Source organism: Streptomyces sp. AM25 (assembly GCF_058146165.1).
In genome coordinates, this window is the sequence record NZ_JBKIWN010000138.1 from 1 (window position 1) to 18,925 (window position 18,925).

General features: G+C 71.9%; 15 protein-coding genes and 1 pseudogene. 7 read left to right on the forward strand and 9 right to left on the reverse strand.

What is annotated here, in order from left to right:
• Nucleotides 1-27: 27 nt before the first annotated feature.
• Nucleotides 28-324 (reverse strand): annotated as a pseudogene (locus ACLHRZ_RS39700) (helix-turn-helix domain-containing protein); the annotation flags it as partial.
• Nucleotides 325-685: 361 nt separating this feature from the next.
• Nucleotides 686-1,465, reverse strand: coding sequence for a GOLPH3/VPS74 family protein (locus ACLHRZ_RS39705; RefSeq protein WP_490423476.1), 780 nt, complete (start codon nucleotides 1,463-1,465; stop codon nucleotides 686-688).
• A 268-nt stretch (nucleotides 1,466-1,733) separates the two neighbouring features.
• On the opposite strand from ACLHRZ_RS39705, the gene ACLHRZ_RS39710 reads away from it, so the two are divergent.
• On the forward strand, nucleotides 1,734-4,187 hold the full coding sequence (locus tag ACLHRZ_RS39710; RefSeq protein WP_490423477.1) for a D-alanyl-D-alanine carboxypeptidase: 2,454 nt from the start codon (nucleotides 1,734-1,736) through the stop codon (nucleotides 4,185-4,187).
• 62 nt (nucleotides 4,188-4,249) lie between these two features.
• Here the strand turns inward: ACLHRZ_RS39710 and ACLHRZ_RS39715 are convergent, their stop codons facing one another.
• On the reverse strand, nucleotides 4,250-4,639 hold the full coding sequence (locus tag ACLHRZ_RS39715) for a peptidase inhibitor family I36 protein (protein WP_490423478.1): 390 nt from the start codon (nucleotides 4,637-4,639) through the stop codon (nucleotides 4,250-4,252).
• Nucleotides 4,640-4,755: 116 nt separating this feature from the next.
• On the reverse strand, nucleotides 4,756-5,685 hold the full coding sequence (locus ACLHRZ_RS39720) for a hypothetical protein (protein ID WP_490423479.1): 930 nt from the start codon (nucleotides 5,683-5,685) through the stop codon (nucleotides 4,756-4,758).
• A 409-nt stretch (nucleotides 5,686-6,094) separates the two neighbouring features.
• Between ACLHRZ_RS39720 and ACLHRZ_RS39725 the strand changes: the two genes are divergently transcribed.
• The 3 genes from ACLHRZ_RS39725 to ACLHRZ_RS39735 all read left to right on the forward strand — a co-directional run bounded on the left by ACLHRZ_RS39725 (nucleotide 6,095) and on the right by ACLHRZ_RS39735 (nucleotide 9,713).
• Entirely contained in the window at nucleotides 6,095-7,960 is a 1,866-nt protein-coding gene (locus tag ACLHRZ_RS39725; RefSeq protein ID WP_490423480.1) for a glycosyltransferase family 87 protein, read from the forward strand.
• A gap of 232 nt (nucleotides 7,961-8,192) precedes the next feature.
• Nucleotides 8,193-8,750, forward strand: a complete 558-nt coding sequence (locus ACLHRZ_RS39730; RefSeq protein WP_490423481.1) for a GVDTG sorting domain-containing protein — start codon at nucleotides 8,193-8,195, stop codon at nucleotides 8,748-8,750.
• Nucleotides 8,751-8,987: 237 nt separating this feature from the next.
• The gene (locus tag ACLHRZ_RS39735; protein WP_490423651.1) at nucleotides 8,988-9,713 is read left to right on the forward strand and encodes a class F sortase; all 726 of its coding nucleotides are present in this window, start codon (nucleotides 8,988-8,990) and stop codon (nucleotides 9,711-9,713) included.
• On the opposite strand, the gene ACLHRZ_RS39740 is transcribed toward ACLHRZ_RS39735, so the two are convergent.
• Nucleotides 9,655-10,179, reverse strand: a complete 525-nt coding sequence (locus ACLHRZ_RS39740; protein ID WP_490423482.1) for a MarR family winged helix-turn-helix transcriptional regulator — start codon at nucleotides 10,177-10,179, stop codon at nucleotides 9,655-9,657. The genes ACLHRZ_RS39735 and ACLHRZ_RS39740 overlap by 59 nt on opposite strands.
• Nucleotides 10,180-10,251: 72 nt before the next feature.
• On the opposite strand from ACLHRZ_RS39740, the gene ACLHRZ_RS39745 reads away from it, so the two are divergent.
• Nucleotides 10,252-11,373: a questin oxidase family protein gene (locus ACLHRZ_RS39745; RefSeq protein ID WP_490423483.1), complete on the forward strand. Its 1,122-nt coding sequence runs from the start codon at nucleotides 10,252-10,254 to the stop codon at nucleotides 11,371-11,373.
• A 66-nt stretch (nucleotides 11,374-11,439) separates the two neighbouring features.
• On the opposite strand, the gene recQ is transcribed toward ACLHRZ_RS39745, so the two are convergent.
• Both recQ and ACLHRZ_RS39755 read right to left on the reverse strand, forming a co-directional pair.
• The gene (recQ, locus tag ACLHRZ_RS39750; protein ID WP_490423484.1) at nucleotides 11,440-13,299 is read right to left on the reverse strand and encodes a DNA helicase RecQ; all 1,860 of its coding nucleotides are present in this window, start codon (nucleotides 13,297-13,299) and stop codon (nucleotides 11,440-11,442) included.
• A gap of 130 nt (nucleotides 13,300-13,429) precedes the next feature.
• Nucleotides 13,430-15,469: a restriction endonuclease gene (locus tag ACLHRZ_RS39755; protein WP_490423485.1), complete on the reverse strand. Its 2,040-nt coding sequence runs from the start codon at nucleotides 15,467-15,469 to the stop codon at nucleotides 13,430-13,432.
• A 251-nt stretch (nucleotides 15,470-15,720) separates the two neighbouring features.
• On the opposite strand from ACLHRZ_RS39755, the gene ACLHRZ_RS39760 reads away from it, so the two are divergent.
• Nucleotides 15,721-16,278, forward strand: coding sequence for an RICIN domain-containing protein (locus ACLHRZ_RS39760; RefSeq protein WP_490423486.1), 558 nt, complete (start codon nucleotides 15,721-15,723; stop codon nucleotides 16,276-16,278).
• A 56-nt stretch (nucleotides 16,279-16,334) separates the two neighbouring features.
• Here ACLHRZ_RS39760 and ACLHRZ_RS39765 read toward each other — a convergent pair whose 3' ends face one another.
• Nucleotides 16,335-17,942: an LCP family protein gene (locus ACLHRZ_RS39765; protein WP_490423487.1), complete on the reverse strand. Its 1,608-nt coding sequence runs from the start codon at nucleotides 17,940-17,942 to the stop codon at nucleotides 16,335-16,337.
• Nucleotides 17,923-18,507: a DUF6542 domain-containing protein gene (locus ACLHRZ_RS39770; protein WP_490423488.1), complete on the reverse strand. Its 585-nt coding sequence runs from the start codon at nucleotides 18,505-18,507 to the stop codon at nucleotides 17,923-17,925. The genes ACLHRZ_RS39765 and ACLHRZ_RS39770 overlap by 20 nt, the downstream gene beginning before the upstream one ends.
• A 94-nt stretch (nucleotides 18,508-18,601) precedes the next feature.
• Here ACLHRZ_RS39770 and ACLHRZ_RS39775 point away from each other — a divergent pair, with 94 nt between their 5' ends.
• Nucleotides 18,602-18,919 carry an ArsR/SmtB family transcription factor gene (locus tag ACLHRZ_RS39775; protein ID WP_490423489.1) on the forward strand — a complete coding sequence of 106 codons (318 nt, stop codon included), beginning with the start codon at nucleotides 18,602-18,604 and terminating at the stop codon, nucleotides 18,917-18,919.
• Nucleotides 18,920-18,925: the final 6 nt, after the last annotated feature.

An 18,925-nucleotide genomic window follows, 5' to 3' on the forward strand; every position in this document is an offset into this window, starting at 1 on the left:
CATGATCTGGACTCCAGACAGGACCTAGACGCTGTAGGGGATGTCGCCGAAGGCATGCCACCAGCCCTGCTGGCGCGACTCCTTCGCCATCTGCATCAGCGAATCGACGATGCGGTGGTCGTCCACCCCGTACACGCTGCACAGGTCGCGGACGTCGCGCTGGCTGATGCTGCGCCGGCCGTTCTCCAGCCGGCTGATCTTCGACTGCGAGACGAGGAGCCGCTCCGCGACCTCCTCGGCCGTCATTCCTTTGAGCTCACGGAGCTTGCGCAGCTCCTGCCCCAATCGGCGCCGCCTTACGGTGGGGTTGACACTGGACGCCACGGGACGCACCTCCGGCTCCGTCATGCTGATGTCTCCTGCCCCGCAGCCTGCCACCCCCAACCTCGGCGGCGCTGGGAAAATGCCGAACCGAAAGTCCGCTTGCGCCCGCCCGCCGCAGCCTGCACGGACGGACGCGTACGCGGGGCGGCGGGCCGTACCGCCGTCACGAGGGACGGGCCGGCCCGCCGCCCCGCGTCCTGATGCGGCTCCCGAACCGGGCCTTGGGGACTGCGGTGCGGTCGATGTGGAGCGGAGGGTGGTGCTGATGGTGCCGTCAGTTACTGCCTCTGGCTGTCTTCTGGCTGTCTCTTGCTGCTGACCGTGCGCTGCTATCGGTGATCGGAGGAACTGCCGAACCGTTTCACGAGGCGCCCGCACGGGCCATGACGCCTTCACGGACCGGCTGGGCGGCGGCTTCGGCGGGTGCCGCAGCCCTGGAACGCACTGCCGCCCTGCGGCCCGGGGCACCGGATCCGCCCGCGGCACCGGCCGCGGCGGCCGACCGCCGGGGCTGCGCACCGACGCCGTTCTGCACGTCCATCACGGCGTGCGCCACGAGCCCGCCCATCGGGTCGTGCCTGATCAGGTCCCGCAGCCGGGACCGCGAGGAACGGCCCTCATTGCCCGGGTAGAGATGCTTGCCGAGGCCGACCGCGTGCGCGAGCGCGGCGAGCGCCGCCGTCCGCGGGTCCGGCGGCACGCCGGTGCGGATGGCGCTGTCCAGCCGGGACCTGATCTCCCGGCTGATCGCCGTGTCCGTCGCCTGGTAGCGCGTGGTCGGCAGCACCCCGCACATCTGGCCCGCCACGGCATGCACCATGCCGCACCGCTCCAGGTGCGTGAGGTACGTCTGGCGCAGCCCCAGCCGGGGCCCGCCGATCCAGTGGACGGCGCGGACCGGACTGCCGCGGCGGCGCAGCAGTTCGAGCGCGGTGTCCAGGGTCGGATCACCTGTCGGCCGTGGGTGCACCACGGCGATACGATCCCCGTCAGGGGCTATCCGTCCGGCCAGAGCCAGCTCCACTAGCTGAGCTCCGGCGAGACCGAGATCGAGCGACTGCGGCTGCGCCGTGGTACCCGTGGCCGGGTCCAGGGCGAGCAGCAGAAGCTCCTCCGGAATTGTTCTGCGGCTCCTGCCCATCCATGCCTCCCCGCGTGGATGAGTGACAGGGTGACCCCTCTCACATTGGTCTGTCGAGAGCGCGTGGTGGCTTCGTGTGGGAACCGGTAGGTATGTCGTCTCGTCTAGCACGTGGGTGAACCCAGGCGAAGCCCTCTGGAGATACGGGTGCGCATGCACGCGACGATCACAGAGGACACTGGTAGACGTTGAGTGAATTCCGGGCCCTGAGGCGCGCTGGCGCCTCCGGATCCGGATGTACGGCGCGCGAATTTTCGAGGAGGCATCGGTGGCGGGCGAGTCCCCCGACATGTCGGAGCAGCGGAGCGGCCTGCGGTCGGCTTCGGGCGCGGGTACCGGTGCCGGTTCCGGTTCCGGGTCCGGTGGGCCTGCGGCCGGTACCGGTACGGGTGTTGCCGGCGGCAGGGACAGTAGTTCCGGCGCCGCCACCGCTGACGGCGGTCGGGGCGAGGGCCGGCCGGCCGGGGACGCCGACGGCGCGACCGGCGCTGCGGCACGCTCCGAGGCGGGCGGGGCCGGGACCGGGGCCGGTACGAAGGCGGCCAAGGACGGCGGACGTCCCGATCCGCGCGTGGCCGTGCGTGACGGTGCGGACGACGGGGCAGGTGAGGCGGCGGCTGCGGGGTCCGGAGCGGCGAAGCCCGGTTCGGGCGACAGAGGCAAGGCCGGTGCGGACGCCGACGGCAAGGCCGGTGCGGCTGACGGTGCCGAGGACGGCGCGGCGGCTGCGAAGTCCGGTGGTGCGGGCAGCGGCAAGGCCGACCAGGCGACTGCTGTGTTCGGTGCTGTGAAGACGGCCGGGGACGAGGCCGGTGCCAAGGACGACCAGGCGCCTGCCGCGTCCGATAAGGCGGACAAGGCTCCCGCCGCGTCCGACGACGCCAAGGCCGATGCCAAGGGCGCCAAGGCCGATCAGGCCACCGCCGTGTTCGGCGCCGTCAAGGCGCCCAAGAGCGACGCGGGCTCCGAGCCCAAGGCCGCCTCCTGGGGTGCCGGTGCCTCCGGCAACGGCAAGCCCAAGGAGGACGCCCGGCTCAAGGCCGCCGTCGCGGCCTGGGTGGCCGAGACCGAGACCGAGGAAAAGGGCGACGGCGAGGGCAAGGCGGCCTCGGCCGATCAGCCCACCGAGCTGATCGAGGCCCCCAAGGCTCCCAAGGACGGCAAGGGCGCCAAGGACTCGAAGGCGAAGGCTTCCGCCGACCAGCCCACCCAGGCCATCAAGGCGCCCGCGAACCCGGACTCCGAGTCCGAGCGCACCAGCCAGTTCGTCCCGCTGAAGAAGGACGGCGCTCCGGCGGCGAAGCCGCTCAAGGCCCCTGAACCGGCCGCCGAGCCGAAGGCCGCGCCGAAGCCCGAGGCCAAACCCAAGGCCGCGCCCCCGGCGCCCCCGAAGCCCGAGGAACCGGCGGAGCCCAAGGCTCCGCTGGATCTGCTCGCCCAGCTGACCAACACCCCGCCCCCGCCGGAGACCCCGGTGCGCACGGCGGTGCGCCGGGTGAAGATCTGGACGCCGCTGGTCGCGCTCCTCGCGATAATTTTCGTGGTGGTGCAGGCGATGCGCCCGCTGCCCGCCCCGAAACTGGCGCTCGCGGACAAGTCGTCCTTCACCTTCGAAGGCGGCACGCCGTCGCTGCCCTGGCCCACGGAGGGCCAGGCGATCGTGGACGTGGACGGCCTCGGCCGGGTCGGCTCGTACGGCGAGATGAAGCCGCTCCCCATCGGCAGCGTGGCCAAGGTGATGACGACGTACATCATCCTGCGCGACCACCCGCTCAAGAAGGACGGGACCGGGCCGATGATCGACGTCGATCAGAAGGCCGAGGACGACTTCACCAACGGCGTCAAGGAGAAGGAGTCGGTCGTCGAGGTCCACAAGGGCCAGAAGATCTCCGAGAAGGAGGCGCTCCAGGCCGTCATGCTGCCGTCCGCGAACAACGTCGCGCGGCTGCTCGCCCGGTGGGATGCGGGCAGCGAGGAGGCGTTCATCAAGAAGATGAACGACACCGCCAAGGAACTCGGCATGACGAACACCACCTACACCGACGCGAGCGGCCTCATCGAGAGCACCGTCAGCACGGCCGACGACCAGGTGAAGCTGGCCAAGAAGGCGATGCAGGACCAGGTCTTCCGGGAGATCTCCAAGGCGACCGAGTACACCTCCACCACCGCCTCCGGGTCCGGCTCCGGTGTCGAGTACCAGAAGACGCAGCGCAACTTCAACAAGCTCGTCCCCGCGTTCGGCGTCGTCGGCATCAAGACCGGTTCCACGACCAAGGCCGGCGGCAACCTGCTCTTCGCCGCGGAGAAGAAGGTCGGCGACTCCACGCAGCTGATCATCGGCGCGGTCTTCGGGCAGCACAAGAGCCCGATCATCGACACCGCCACCGACTACAGCAAGCAGCTCATCCTGGGCGTGGGCAAGGCGCTGACCACCGGCACCGTCGTGAAGAAGGGCGAGGTCGTCGGCCACGTCGACGACGGTCTGGGCGGGACGACCCCGGTCGTGGCGACCAAGGACCTGACGGCGGTCGGCTGGCCCGGTCTCAAGATCGACCTGAAGCTCACCGACAACGGCAAGGCGATCCCGCACACGGCCAAGGCCGGTACCGAGGTCGGCTCCCTCACCGTGGGCGGCGGCATGGGTGAGGTGAAGGTGCCCGTGGCGCTGCAGAAGGACCTCGCGGAGCCGTCGTTCGGCTCGAAGGTGACGCGCATCTCCTGACGGGTGGATATGGCCGGGCCCCGGTACGCGCAGTGCGTACCGGGGCCCGGCCATATCGGTTCTCAGCAGTCGCCGGCGAACTTCACCGAGGCGTTGTTGTTGTACGTGTTGCCCAGGTTGTGGGCGTTGCGGTAGTTGAACACATCGGTGGGACCGCTGTAGTTGGAGTTGTAGAAGACGGTGACCGTCATGCACACGTTGGAGACAGCGGACGCGGCGCCGTTCTTGACGCTCTTGCCCTGGCCGTTGCCGGGGCTGGTGAACGTGTAGCCGGCGAGGTTGGACACGCTGCTCTGCATCGCGTTGTGGGAGCCCTGCTCGTTCGAGTTGTAGAAGAAGCAGAAGCGGTTCGCCTCGCAGTCGCCCGCACTGGCCTGCGCGGTGGTGGCGAGGGTGGGGACGAGCAGGGCGGCGCCCAGGGCTGCTGCGGCGAGCTTAGGGGTGTGCTTCATGTCTTTCGGTCCTCTCTCTGCGGTCGTCCATGGCGTGTGTGCAGTCCTCCGGCATGCCTGAGGGCATGCCGGAGGAAGGGTGGGCGTGCCAGGACGTGAAAATGTCGGCCCACGGTTTACTGATCGCGCAGTACGGCTTCGGCCTTGGCGAGTTGCTCGTTCTTCGTCTTCAATGCTGCGGTGAAGTCGGCTTGTTGTCGTGCGATCAGTTCCTTTTGCAAGGAAGTCTCGGCCGTGAACCAGATGCCGATCAGGTTCACTTGCTGTTTGCAGGCCACGTCGGCGGACGCTGCTCGGCGCTCCGGCTGCGTGGGTGAATTCCCCTGGAAGCGGCGGTCACTGATGGCCGCCAAGGGGTCGGGATAGGAGTAGCCCTGCTCCTTCATGCAGCCGGACCACGCTTCGAATGCCTGCTTCACTTGCGGCACCGAGCGACTGGCGGTAAAGGTCTGGATATTGGCCTGCCGGGCCGCCTCGCCCGGGCCCAGGTCTCCGGAGCCGGCCAGCTCCTTCTTCGCCTCGTCGTAGCAGCCGCCGGGCGGCACCGTCATGCCGTTGACCCGGAGCGTGGTCTCGCCCTCGCCAGTCTTCTCCTGGGACTGCCCGGTGAGCACCTGCTGTTGCTCGGCGGAGAGCTCGGGCGGGTGGACCGGGTGGGTGCGCGGGTCGCGGTCGCCGAGGTGGTAGCCGTCGGCAGCCGCCTGGGCCTTGTCCGTCACCCCGTACCGGCGGTCCATGAAGGTGCGCGGCCCCGTCGGCGGGCCCGGCGGCTTGATCTCGTAGTCGAGGCCGAACCGGCGCAGGCACTTCTTGTGCAGCGCGGCGCCGGCTCTTGCCATCTTCTCCGACTCCGCATCGGAGAAAAGATATGTCTCTATCGGGAGATGCAAGTCGGCGCTCGACAGAAGTTCCGGAGCGCGCGTTTCCCGTGCCGCCTCGGGAACGGAGTGGCTGGATGAGCCGCAGCCGGACAGGAAAATGCATGTGACGCCGGCCAGGCCGGACAGCCTCGTTTGCAGCTTACGGCTGATTAATCGTCGGTCCATGGCCGAAACCCGATCCCCCCGGAAAACGGCCCGGATATTGCGTCCCCCGACGCCGGGCCTGCATTGGCATTCAAACATGGCCAGGCGATGTGGATCAAGATGATTCCGAGCAACGCGATAGAGATGGGTGGTACATGCATTAAAGCGGACATGGGGGATTAATCGACCTGTCTTCGCCAAAAATCGGCCGCTGGCGGGAGCCTTTCCGTGGGTACCGGGCGGTCCGGACGGCGGGCCTCCGGTACCCGGGCATCGAGGGCACCGACCGTGGGGCCGCCCAGTGCCACTACCCTCGAAGGTCTGCACGGACCGACCCGCCGTGCCGCCCATTGCCGAGGTGATCCGGATGAACGTGATGAACGTGAAGAATGGGTGACGACGACCTGGGGGGAAGACGGGGAGAGCCGCAGTGACCACCGTGGGACCGGCGCGGGCCGGTACGCCGGGAGAGCCCGGACATGATGCCGGGGACGAGGACCGAGTCCCGGACACGCCGGGCCGGCGCCTGCCCTCCTGGGCCTTGCGGCCCGACCCGCAGCGCACGGGCTGGCGCGCGGCGCTGACCCGGACCGTGCCGGTCACCCTGATCACGGCGGCCGTGCTGCACGTGCTGTGGTTCTGGGTCTTCGCCAACAGCGGCGGCGACCTGGCCGCCCAGGACGCCTGGGCGGAGTTCGCGCTCCAGCACCCCTCCTCGGCGTACAACCTCGCCTGGTACGGCGGCATGCACCCCGTCTCGTACAGCGTCATCTCGCCGTACCTGATGGCCGTGCTGGGCGTGCGCACCACGATGATGATCGCGGGCACGCTCTCCGCCGGGCTGATCGCCCTGATCCTGGTGCGCAGCCGCGTGGTGCGCCGTCCGCTGTGGCCCGCGCTCTACGGCGCGTTCGCGCTGACGTGCAACGCGATCTCGGGGCGGGTGACGTTCGGGCTCGGCATGATGTTCGGCCTGGCGGCCGTGGCCGTGATCTTCGCGTGGCCGGTGCGCTGGCGCTCGGACGGCTCGTACCGCTGGCCGCGGGCCGCGCTCGCGGGCGTGCTGGCGGGGCTGGCCACGGCGTCGAGCCCGGTCGCCGGTCTGTACGTGGGCATCGTGGCGGCCGCGCTCTGGCTGGGCCGGCGCCGCCCGGCGGCGTACGCGCTGGGCGTCACCCCGGTGATCGTGGTGGGGCTGTCGGCCTGGCTCTTCCCGTTCTCCGGACAGCAGCCGATGGCGTTCCCGTCGACGGTCCTGCCGCTGCTGGCCGGTCTGTTCGGGATGTTCCTGGTGCCCGCGGAGTGGCGCACCGTGCGGGTCGTCTCGGGGCTCTACGTCCTCGGCGTGCTGCTGGTCTGGCTGATCCCCTCGCAGATCGGCACGAACATCTCCCGCCTCGGCATGGTCTTCGGCGGCGTGGTGATGGTCGCCGTGCTGACGGGCACGAAGGTGCCGCCGCGGTCCGAGCTGCTGAAGCGGGGCCGCCGGTGGACGGTGATGGTGCTCGCCCTGCTGACCTGCACGGTCTGGCAGTCGGTCAACTCCATAAGCGACATCATCCACACCACGCCCGCCGCCTCGTGGGCGCGCGAGCTGGCCCCCCTGGTGGACCGGCTGCAGAAGGTGGACGCCGCGCGCGGCCGCGTCGAGGTCGTCCCCGCCCGCAGCCACCGTGAGGCCTCGGCCCTGACCCCGTACGTGAACCTGGCCCGCGGCTGGAACCGGCAGGCCGACCTCAAGCGCAACCCGCTCTTCTACGAGGAGGGCATGCTCACCCCCGCCAGCTACCAGGCCTGGCTCAGCCGCTGGGCGGTGGCCTACGTGGTGCTGCCGACCGACGAGCCGGACAACGCGGCCGTGGAGGAGGCCAAGCTGGTCTCGCAGGGGCAGCCGTACCTGCGCGAGGTGTGGTCGGACGACAACTGGCGGCTGTACGAGGTGAAGAACCCGACCCCGCTGGCCGAGCCGCCCGCGGTCGTGGAGCGCACGGACCCCGACGGCCTGACGATCTCGGTGAAGAAGCCGGGCCCGGTGCTGATCCGGGTGCCGTACTCGCCGTGGCTGGGCCTGGTGGACGCGGAGGGCAAGGACGTCCAGCCGCCGAAGCCGGGGCCCGGGGGCGAGCCCCCGGTCAACGTCCACGGCTGCCTGACGAAGCAGGTGACCCCGCCGAAGGCCGGGGAGCCCGAGGACGACTGGACCGTCCTGCAGGCGCCCCACGCGGGGAGCTACCGGGTCGTGGCGCGGTACAAGCTGCCGCGCGGGACCGGGTGCCCGGACGACATGGCGCGGTGAGGTCCCGGGGCTTCGCCCCGGACCCCGGACCGCGCTGCGCGCGCCGTGCGGCGGAGCCGCAATCTGCGGTCACCCCGAGTGACGGCCCCCTCACCCGTTCGGCCCTCGGCGTCCCGGCGCCGGAGTGCGGCCCCCGCGGATCCCCGGTTCGCTCGACCTTGGAGGGGCGCGGAACCCCCACCCCCCGCGCGGCACATCCGCGTGCCGCATCCGCGCTCACGGAGGAAGAAGCATGCGTACTGCACGAGTGCTCGCCGGGACCGCAGGGACCGCCCTGGCCATAACCGCCCTTCCCGCCTTCGCGGGCGACTTCGGGAAGCTCGAGGTCACCCCCGGCACCGTCCAGCCCGGCGCCGAGGTCACCGTGAACACCACGGCCTGCGGTCCGAAGGGGCACGGCACGGGCGACGCCAGCGCCGTCGGCGGGCCCGCGTCGTTCGACCTCAAGCCGGGCACCCACAAGGAGGTCGTGGTCGGGCAGTTCATGGTGCCGAAGAACGCCAAGCCCGGTACGTACGGCATCGGTGCCAAGTGCGCCAACGGCAAGGAGGCCACGGGCGACCTGGTCGTCGCCTCGGGCAGCGCCTCCGGCTCGCCCTCGGCCGCGGCCTCGCCCATGCCGAGCATGTCCCCGGCCAAGCCCCCGCAGGGCGGCATGAAGACCGGCGTCGGCGGGACGAGCGAGGAGTCGGGCACGGCCGACATCGTGGCCGGTGCGGCCCTGATGGCGATGGCGGCGGCCGGCGGTGTCTGGTTCCTGCGCCGTCGCGGCACCGGCAGCCGGTACTGAGCCGGCCGCGCGAAGCCGGCGCTCCGGCCGGCCCGGACCGCCCCGGTACCCGGACCCCGTACGCGTCCGGGTACCGGGGCCACGGTCCCCGGACCGTGGTGGAGGACTCCGATGCGCAAGAAGATGCGCAAGAAGACGCGCAAGGACCGCCCCCGACGGCGCCCCCGTCCGCACGCCCGGCCGGCCGCCTGGTGCGACGGTCCGCCCGGGCTCCCGTTCCGGGCCCTCCGTGACGCCCTGCGCGACCTGTGCGCCACGGCGACGGCCGCCGTGGCCCTCGGGGCCGCGCTCTGCACGGGCGGCGCGCTGATCAGCGAGGGCACCCGGGAGCACATACCGCCCCCGCAGCCCTCGGCCGCCGAGGCGTTCGCCGCGGGAGCCGCCAGGGTGATCCGCCCGGACCAGTTGATCCCGCCGCTGCCGCCCGCCCCGCCCACCCGGATCCGGATCCCCGACATCCAGGTCGACGCCCCCCTGACCACCCTCGGCCTGCTGCCCGACGAGACCCTCGCCAGCCCGCCGGAGGACGACAAGAACCTCGCCGGCTGGTACGCGGCCGGCACCGCCCCCGGCGCCACCGGAACCGCCGTCATCGGCGGTCACGTCGACACCGAGTCCGGCCCTGCGGTCTTCTACTCCCTCGGCGCCGTGAAGAAGGGGCAGACGGTCGAGGTGGCGCGCGCCGACGGCCGCACCGCCGTGTTCACGACGGACGCCATCGAGGTGTACGAGCGGGCGGACTTCCCGTCCCGGAAGGTCTACGGGGCCACGGGCCGGGCCGAGTTGCGGCTGATCACGTGCGGCGGGGGCTTCTCGCAGGAGACGGAGGAGTACCTGGGCAACGTGGTGGTGTACGCGCACCTGACGGCGGTGCTCCAGCCGCTGCAGGGCCCGCAGGCCGCTCTCAGGAGCCGCCCCTGGAAGGCTGGGCCTCGCGGGCCCATGCCGCCAGCCCGGCGATGAAGCCCGCCCGTTCGTCCGGCGTCAGGCTGTCGAGCGCCCGCAGCAGCGGGGCGGAGCGCCGGGCGATGAAGGACTCGACGAGCGCCTGGTAGCGGGCGTCGATCCGCACCAGCATCCGCCGCCGGTTCCCCGGGTCCTCGCGCCGTTCCACCAGCCCCGCCTTGTTGAGCGCGCTCACCAGCTCGCTGACGGTCGACAGCGACAGCCCCATCCGGCGGGCGAGTTCGCCCACGGCCAGCGGCTGTTCCGCGATCAGCTGCGGCAGCACCGCGCCGTGCCGGGGCGTGAGGCCGTGCACGTCGAAGACCGCGCGCAGACGGTCGGGCATCTCGGTGAGCGCGTTGCGCATGTAGGGGGAGACGAGCGGGACGAGGCCGATGGCCTCCATCTCCTCGGCGGTCGGGAGGCGGTGCTTTCCGGGCTGACCGGGCTTTCCGTGCTTTCCGGGAGCGGGGGCGTGCGGCATACTGCGAGTCTAGATGCTTCGGATATCCAAACTGTTTGGAAAGCCAAACCAAGGACTTCGAGGGGGACACCCATGCCCGCCGTCACCTACCGCGACGCGCTCGGCGAGGCGCTGGAGCGCCTGGACGACCTCGGCTACGAGCGCGGAGTCGGCACCGGCCTCGCCAACCACGGCCCCATGGGCGCCGAGGCCCTCGCCGCCCTCGGGCACGGCGCCGAGGTCGCCGCGTGGGTCGAGGGCTACCGCACCGCCATGCCCCACCACGAGGTGCCGGAGGCACGCTTCGCCCTCGACCCCGCCGACGAGTCCTCCTGGCGCCCCGCGCTCGGCGACTTCTCCCGCGCGGGCGACTGGGAGCGGCTCCTCGCGCGCGAACTCGCCGGGGCGCCCTGGCGCGAGGTGCTCGTCCGCTGGTGGCCCCGGCTGCTGCCGGGCATGCTCGCCGGCCTCACCCACGGCCTGATCCGCACGGCCCACGCGGTCCGCTCCCTGGCGGCGACGGAGGAGCCGACGCAGCGTCAACTCACCGAGCTGGCAAGGGGGCTGGCCTACTGGGCCGCCCGCTTCGCCCACCTCCCGGGCGAGGTGCGGATCGGCGGCACGTACGACCTCGCCGCCGCCATCGCCTCCGTGCCCCGGACGCCCTACGAGGGCAAGCGCGGCCGCGCCGCCGCGGGCGCGCGGCTGGCCGACCCCGCCCGGCTGCCCGGATACGCGGAGGCGCTCGAAGCGCTGGGCCCCGCCGCCACGGAGCGCCCGGACTGGCTGCTGACCGAGATGACCACCGAGTTCTCGGGCGTCTACCTGAGCCACCCCGAGGTCCTCCCCGTCCCGCTGATCCACGGCGTCACCGCCCCGGCCGCCGTGCGCCTCGTCCTGCCGCACCTGCCGGAGGGCCTGCACCGGCCGACGGTGGCCGCGCTCTGGCAGGTGCACGCGACGCTGCTGGTGACCTTCACCGAACACCGTGGCAGCGAGGCCGGGGCCGCGCGGGCGGCGGCGGAGAAGGACGTGCCGCCGTTCGACGAGCTCGTCGCGCGGGCGGTGGAGCACGGCGACGAGCACGTCATCAAGTTCACCGAGGCGGCGCAGCGCGAGCACGCGCTGCGCCCTGACCCCCGTTATGCGGCGGCGGTGTCGGCGGCGCAGCAGCGGATCAAACCGCGGCGCTCCGCCAGGGGTGCGGTTCGGTAGGTGCGGGTCGGCTGTGGTTGCTCGCGCAGTTCCCCGCGCCCTTTCGGGGCGCGTACCGCACCGGGGTCAGGACGGTGAGGCCGCCCGTAGCTCGGCGAGCGCATCGAGAATCGGCTGGCCGTACTTCGCCAGCTTGCTTTCTCCGACGCCGTTCATGCTCGCAAGCTCGTCGAGGCCGGCAGGCATCCGCGTCGCGATCTCGCGCAACGTCGCGTCGTGGAAGATCACGTACGCGGGCACGCCCTGCTCCTTGGCCGTGGCCGCGCGCCAGGCGCGCAGCGCCTCGAAGACCGGCACCGCCTCGGCGGGCAGGTCGACGGGGGCGCGCTTGCCGGAACCCGAACCGGAGCCGGACTTCGAGGACTTGGCGGCCTTGGCCGCCTTCTCCGGTTCGCGCCGCAGCAGCACCTGCCGCTGCGAGCCGAGCACCTCGCCGCTGGCGTCGGTGAGCACCAGCGTCCCGTACTCGCCCTCCACCGCGAGCAGCCGCTGGGCGAGCAACTGCCGTACGACGCCCCGCCATTCGGCCATGCTCAGCTCCGTGCCGATGCCGAAGACGGTGAGGGCGTCGTGGTCGTGCTGGATGACCTTGGCGGTCTTCTTGCCCAGCAGGATGTCGATGATCTGCCCCGCACCGAACTTCTGCCGCCGCTCGCGGGCCAGCCGGAGGACCGCCGACAGGAACTTCTGCGCGGCGATCGTGCCGTCCCAGGTGACCGGCGGGGTGAGGCAGGTGTCGCAGTTGCCGCAGGGGCCGCTCTGCTGTCCGAAGTAGGCCAGCAGCTGCACCCGGCGGCACTCGACCGTCTCGCACAGCGCCAGCATCGCCTCCAGGTGCGCGGCGAGCCGGCGGCGGTGGGCCTCGTCGCCCTCCGAGCCGTCGATCAGCTTGCGCTGCTGGATCACGTCCTGCAGACCGTAGGCGAGCCAGGCGGTGGACGGCTGGCCGTCGCGCCCGGCGCGGCCCGTCTCCTGGTAGTAGCCCTCGACGGACTTCGGCAGGTCGAGGTGGGCGACGAAGCGCACGTCGGGCTTGTCGATGCCCATGCCGAAGGCGATGGTGGCGACCATGACGATGCCGTCCTCGCGCAGGAAGCGCGACTGGTGGGTGGCGCGCGTGGCCGCGTCGAGCCCCGCGTGGTACGGGAGGGCGTCGATGCCGCTCTGCACCAGGAACGCGGCGGTGTCCTCGACCCCCTTGCGGGACAGGCAGTAGACGACGCCCGCGTCCCCCGCGTGCTCGGTGCGCAGCAGCTCCAGGAGCTGACGCTTGGGCTCGTTCTTCGGGACGATGCGGTACTGGATGTTCGGCCGGTCGAAGCTGGCGACGAAGTGCCGGGCGCCGCCGAGCTGCAGCCGCGCCGCGATCTCCTTGCGCGTGGCCTCGGTGGCCGTCGCGGTGAGGGCGATGCGCGGCACGTCGGGCCAGCGCTCGTGGAGCGTGGAGAGCGCGAGGTAGTCGGGCCGGAAGTCGTGGCCCCACTGGGCCACGCAGTGCGCCTCGTCGATGGCGAAGAGGGAGATCTTGCCGCGGTCGAGCAGCCGCAGCGTGGCCTCGACGCGCAGCCGCTCCGGGGCGAGGTAGAGCAGATCCAGCTCGCCCGCGAGGAACTCGGCCTCGACCATGCGCCGTTCGTCCGGATCCTGCGTGGAGTTCAGGAAGCCGGCCCGCACGCCGAGTGCACGGAGCGCGTCGACCTGGTCCTGCATGAGGGCGATCAGCGGGGAGACGACGATGCCGACACCGGGGCGCACGAGGGCCGGGATCTGGTAGCACAGCGACTTGCCGCCGCCGGTGGGCATCAGGACGAGCGCGTCCCCGCCGTCGACGACGTGCTCGATGATCTCCTGCTGCTCGCCGCGGAAGGCGTCGTAGCCGAAGACGCGCCGGAGGCAGCGCAGGGCGTCGCTGTCGTTGGTGTCCATTCCGGAAGTGTAGGGGGGAAGGGGTGACACGAATGGGGGATGTGGACAACCAGGGGCGCGCGCTCGTACGCGCCCCGCAAGGGGCGCGGGGAACTGCGCGAGCAACCGGAGCCGACCCGCACCCGACCGACTACGCCACCTCGATCCCGAACTCCCGCACCAACGCCTCCAGGCCCCCGACGTACCCCTTCCCGCCCACGACGAAGTCCCAGTCCCCGCTCGCCCGCTTCCGGAAGGACCCGAGGACGAGCGCGGTCTCGCCGGCCCGGCCGTCGGACACCTCCAGCTGTCCGAGCTCGCTCCCGGCCGCGTCCGCGAGCCGGATCCGGGCGTCGGTGAAGCCGGAGAGGTCGGCGTCCGGGTTCACGGCCGGGTCTATGGCGGCCGCGAGCACCAGCCGGTCCGCCTGCGCGGGCAGTGCCTCGAAGGCGACGCGCAGGGCGGCCTTGTCCGCGGCGGAGGGGGCGACGGCGCGGACGGCGCCGTCGGGCGTGCGCGGGTTGTTGTAGAAGACGAAGTGATCGTCGCCGAGGACCCGGTCGCCGGTGCAGACGAGGGCGCAGACGTCGAGGGCGACGCGGCCGGACCAGGACATGCCGAGCACGTTGTGCTCGGCGGGCCCGTCGGTGACGGGAGCCGGCCCACTGCTCGCGGGGCTCCCGGGCCCCAGCCGCCCCCGCAGCCCGTGCTCCTGCAGCAGCCCCACCAGCTCCTCGCCGGAGACGAGCGTCAGTGGCTTCCCGCCCGCGAAGGCGTACGACCCGGGCCCGAACCCGGAGGTCGTGACGAGCACGCCCTTGTTGGCGCCGGCGCCCTGCACGGTCCCGTAGAGATCGCGCACGGCGGTCGGCGGCACCGTCTTCCGGTACCGCTTGACCTGCACGATGATCCGCCCGCCGCTGATCGGGTCGGGGTCGAGGGCCTCGACGTCGACGCCGCCGTCGTTCGACCGCTGGGTCATCACGGCCTGCATGCCGCGGGCCCGGAAGAGCTCGGCGACGAGTACCTCGAAGGCGATCGGGTCCATCTCGAAGAGGTCCGGGTCGTCGTCCCCGCCGTGCGACACCACCCCGCGGCCCACGTCGCCGGGCTGCCGCGCGGGCCGCACCGCCGCCAACTGGTCCGGCCGGGCGGAGAGTTGCCCGCCGAGCCCCTCGACGAGGCAGTCGACGGCACTGACCTGTGCCAGCCGCAGCCCGGAGAAGACCGGCCGGGCGACGGACACGGACGCGAGCACGATCTGCGCGCGCTGCCCGGTGACGGGGTCGTGGTCGTCGACGAAGCCGTTGAGGACGACGGACTCCAGCATCCCGAACTCGTCGGCGGCGAACAGCTCGTGCACGGCCAGCAGCACGCACTGCGCGAGCAGGTCCCGGTGGATCGCGCGGCGCTGCGTGACGGGCCGCGCGGTCTCCTTCTCCTCGTCGGCGGTGGGCATGTAGCGCACGGACTTCACGGCCGGCACGACGTCGGGGCCGGGCAGCTCCCAGTCGACGACCAGCTGCCGGGGCCCGGGGTCGTAGGCGGCGGAGAGCCGGTGGGGGAAGTCGTCGGGCCGGGCGAAGGCGTAGAGGGCGGCCGAGAAGTACTCGACGACGGCGTCCGGGTCACCCTGCCCCAGGGCGGCGACGAGCTCGCCCACCCCGGCGTTGTACTGCCGGACCTCCTGCAGCTGGGCGGCGGCCCACTGGTCGTACTGCTGCCGGTAGGCGGCGAGTTGCTGCTGCCGCTGCGCCTCGGCGGCCTGAGCGGCCTGCCGGTCGCGCTCGTACTGGGCCCGGCTGCCGAACCCGCGGTACCGGTTGGGGTCGGGCAGGACGACGGGCTGCCCGAGGTGTCCGGGGGAGAAGGCCGGCACCTGCTCGGGACGGGCGAGGGCGGCGGTGCTGAAGGCGGGGGCCCGGCAGCCCTCGGCGAGGAGCGAGGACAGCGCCTCGACCTGGGCGTCCAGCTCCTCGTTCCGCCGCCGGACCTCGGCCTCCCGGCTCTGCCGGTACGCCTGCCGCTGCTCCCGGTCGAGCCGGGCCCGCTCCCGCTCCAGGGCCCGCTGCTGCCGCTCGGCCTCCCGCTGCGCCTGCACGGCAGCCCGCTGCCGCGCCTCCTGCTGCCGCTGCTGCTGCCGCTGGGCCTCGGCCCAGACCCCCATCAGTCCGTTGGAGCGTCGGCTCATTGCGGACCCATCCCTCCCCCCGAGACCGGCCCAGCCCCGGAAACCGTTCGTTGACCAGCGGTTACGGGGCAATTTTAGGGGGCTGAGCCGACGTCAGGACGCGGTGGTGGATGGCACTGCCAACGGCGTTGCCTTCGGGCCAACTTGACGGTGGCGCAAGCCGTGCCTGCCGCCCCGCGGGCTTCGGCTATAGCCTGCGCACCGCGCGCGCAGTACGGCTCCTGGTCCACTCCACGAAGAGAAGAGGACACATGAAGTCGCACTATCGCCTACCCGGCATCGTCGCCGCCGCAGCAGCGCTCGTGCTCGGCGCCGTCGTGACCGGTACGACCCAGGCCTCCGCAGCGCCGCAGAGCCCGGAGCGCACCTCCAGACCCGCCGGTGCGGAGGACTACGGCTGGATCCGCAACGCCAACAGCGGTCACTGCCTGGCCGTCCCGGGCGCCAGCACGGCGAACGGGATGGGTCTCATCCAGTGGGGCTGCGGCACCTGGCGCGACCACTTCTGGCAGTTCGAGTACGCCTTCAGCAGTGGCGGGCTGAACTACTACCACATCCGCAACCTCAACAGCCAGCAGTGCCTGGCCGTCCCGGGCGCCAGCAAGACACCCGGCATCGAGGTCATCCAGTGGCCCTGCGGCGGCTGGGCGGACCACTACTGGGGCATCGAGTACACCGACCGGGGCACCCGGCTGGTGAACTGGAACAGCGGCCAGTGCCTGGCCGTCCCGGGCGCCAGCATGGCGCAGGGCGAGAAGGTCATCCAATGGCCGTGCGGTGACTGGCCGGACCACTTCTGGAACTTCTGATCCGGCACCGGCCGGGGCCGGCCGTGGAGGTGCCGGCCCCGGTTCCCCGGATCACGTCAGTTGACGCAGGGGATGCCGCCCTTCACCGCATCACCGGCGAACTTGTCGTCCGACTTGTCGCCGGAGGAGGACGAACCCGGCGCATCGGAGGGTGAGTCCGACGGGCTCGGGGACGAGCTCGCGCCCGCCGACACCCCCTTGAAGTCCTGCCCCAGCGTCACCTGCACATGGCCCGCCGGCACCGTCGGGCTGGCCAGCGGGGCCGCCGTCACGCCGAGGCGGCCCGCGATCTGCCGGCCCGCGTCCTCCGCGCCCTTGCCGTAGACGACGGTGGTGTGGGGCTGGGGCACCGTGTTGGACGCACGGCCCTCCGTGTAGCCCGCGTCCTTCAGGGACTTGAGCTCCTCGGCCGCCGCGCCCGTCCGGCCCGAGCCGTTCAGCACGTCGACGGTGCCGGGGGCGGGCTTCGCCGGGGCGGCGGACGATCCGCCCGCGCTCGGCGAGGCCGACGACGAGGCGTTGCCGAACCGGTCCCGTACCAGCGCCCGGATCTTCTCCGGGTTCACCAGCTGCACGTCCTCGCGGTTGCGCGTGGCCGAGCCCTCCGTCGGCAGCGTGTTGAATTCGACCTTGCCGCCGGTCAGGTTGGTGGCCTGCTGGGCGAAGTCGATGACGTTCAGCTTGCTGTCGATGACCAGGTCCTTCTTCACCACGCCGAACAGGCCCTGCAGCTTGCCCAGGCTGTCGAAGACGCCCTCGCCCTTCAGCTTGTGGGTGACGGAGGAGAGGAACGCCTGCTGGCGGTGGGTGCGGTCCAGGTCGCCGCCGTCCAGGCCGTGCCGCTGGCGGACGAAGGCCAGCGCCTGCCGGGGGTTGACCTCCTGGAGGCCGGCGGGGAAGTCGGCTCCCGAATACCGGTCCTTCACCGGGTGCTTGAGACACACCTGGATGGGCTGGAGCACCTTGGCGATGTCGTAGAAGCCCAGCAGATTGACCTCGGCGAAGTGGTCGATCGGCACGTCGAGGAAGTTCTGCACGGTCGCCAGCGTGGCCTCGCGGCCCGCCTCCCGGCTGCCCGCCTCCAGGTCGGCGCCCCGCTTGCCCTCCTTGTAGAGCCGCTCGCGGGCGCCCGTGTAGGCGTTGGAGTACGCCTCCTTGATCTTGTAGTGCCCCTGCGTCGAACCGTCGCCGTTGAACGTCTGGACGTAGTCGTCCCGGGGGATGGAGAACGCCTGGACCTTCCCGCCGTCGGCGGGGATGTGCATCAGGATGAGGGTGTTGGTGTTGTAGTAGCCGATGTCGCTCGATCCCGCGTGGAGTTCGTCCTGGACGAACTCCTTCGGCAGGTCGTTGCCGTTCATGTCCTTGCGCGAATCGAGGCCGATCAGCAGCAGGTTGACCGAGTTGTCGAGGTGCTTGCGGCCCACCTTGCCGAGCGCGTCGGAGGTGTTGAGGCCGCTGGTGATCCAGTGGTACGCGGCCCAGGAGACCCCGCAGGTCGCCAGCACGGCGGCCGAGGTCAGGCCGGCGACGGTCCGTCCGACGATCACCCCGCGGGGGGTGCGGGAACCGCTGCCGCCCCGGCGGTGGGGCGCACGGCGGCCGCCGGGCCTGTCGCTGCTGGTGCGCCGCTCGGCGCCCGGTTTATCGCGCACGGTACGCACCGCTCTTCCTCGCCCCTCGGCCGGGCGTCACGCCTCGCCTCGCTCGCATCCACCGCACCGTCAGCACCAGCAGCAGCGCGATCTCTGCCGCCGCCATCGCCGGAAAGGCGTCGATCGCCCAGTGGACGGCTCCGGTGGTGGCTCCCTTGGCCTGGGAGTCCTTCGGGCCCGCCGCCAGCTCGGCGGCCACGGTGATCAGCAGCACCACGGGGGGCGGCGCGTACGCGACCCACCAGGCACCCGCCCGCGAGCAGGTCAGGGCCGCCAGCACCGCCCCGGCGACCGCCGTGAGCGCGAAGATCCAGCCCAGCGAGGCCGTGACCAGCTCGTCGGCGAAGGCGCCGGCCACCGGCAGCACCAGAGCGACCAGCGCCGCTCTGCGCGCCTGCGCCCGCGTTCTTCCGCTTCCGCTTCTTCCGCCGCGCGCCGAAGACCGGCCCCGCGGGGCCGGGACCCGGCGTGATCCTTGCGCGCGGGGACGGGAGGCGGCCGGGTCCGGCGAGGGCCTCGCGGCCCTGTCCGGGGCTCCGGCCCGCTGGCCTGCCGTGGGCATTCCGGGTTGCATAGTTGCGCAATGTAGCAAGTGTTCCGGCTAGGCTGTGCGGGTGTCCGGGAGGAATCCCGTGAACGCAACCGCAGACGGGGGAGGAGCCACGCCGATGGCGGCACCAGGGGAGCCTTCGGAACAGGCGCTCAACGCCGCGGCCCTGAAGTTCGGACTGCTGTCCTCTCCACTGCGCCTGCACATCGTATGGGCACTGGCCCGCCGTGAGAGCGATGTCACACAGCTGGCCCGCCGTGTGGGCGCCCGCCCCCAGGCCGTCAGCCAGCACCTGGCCCGGCTGAAACTCGCCGGTGCCGTCCGTTCCCGCAGCGAGGGCCGGCACCAGATCTATGCGGTGACGGACCCACGGCTGACGGCGGCCGTCGAGACGATGATGGGGCCGGCGGGCCGGGCCGACGGGCTGTCGGCCTGAGGGCGG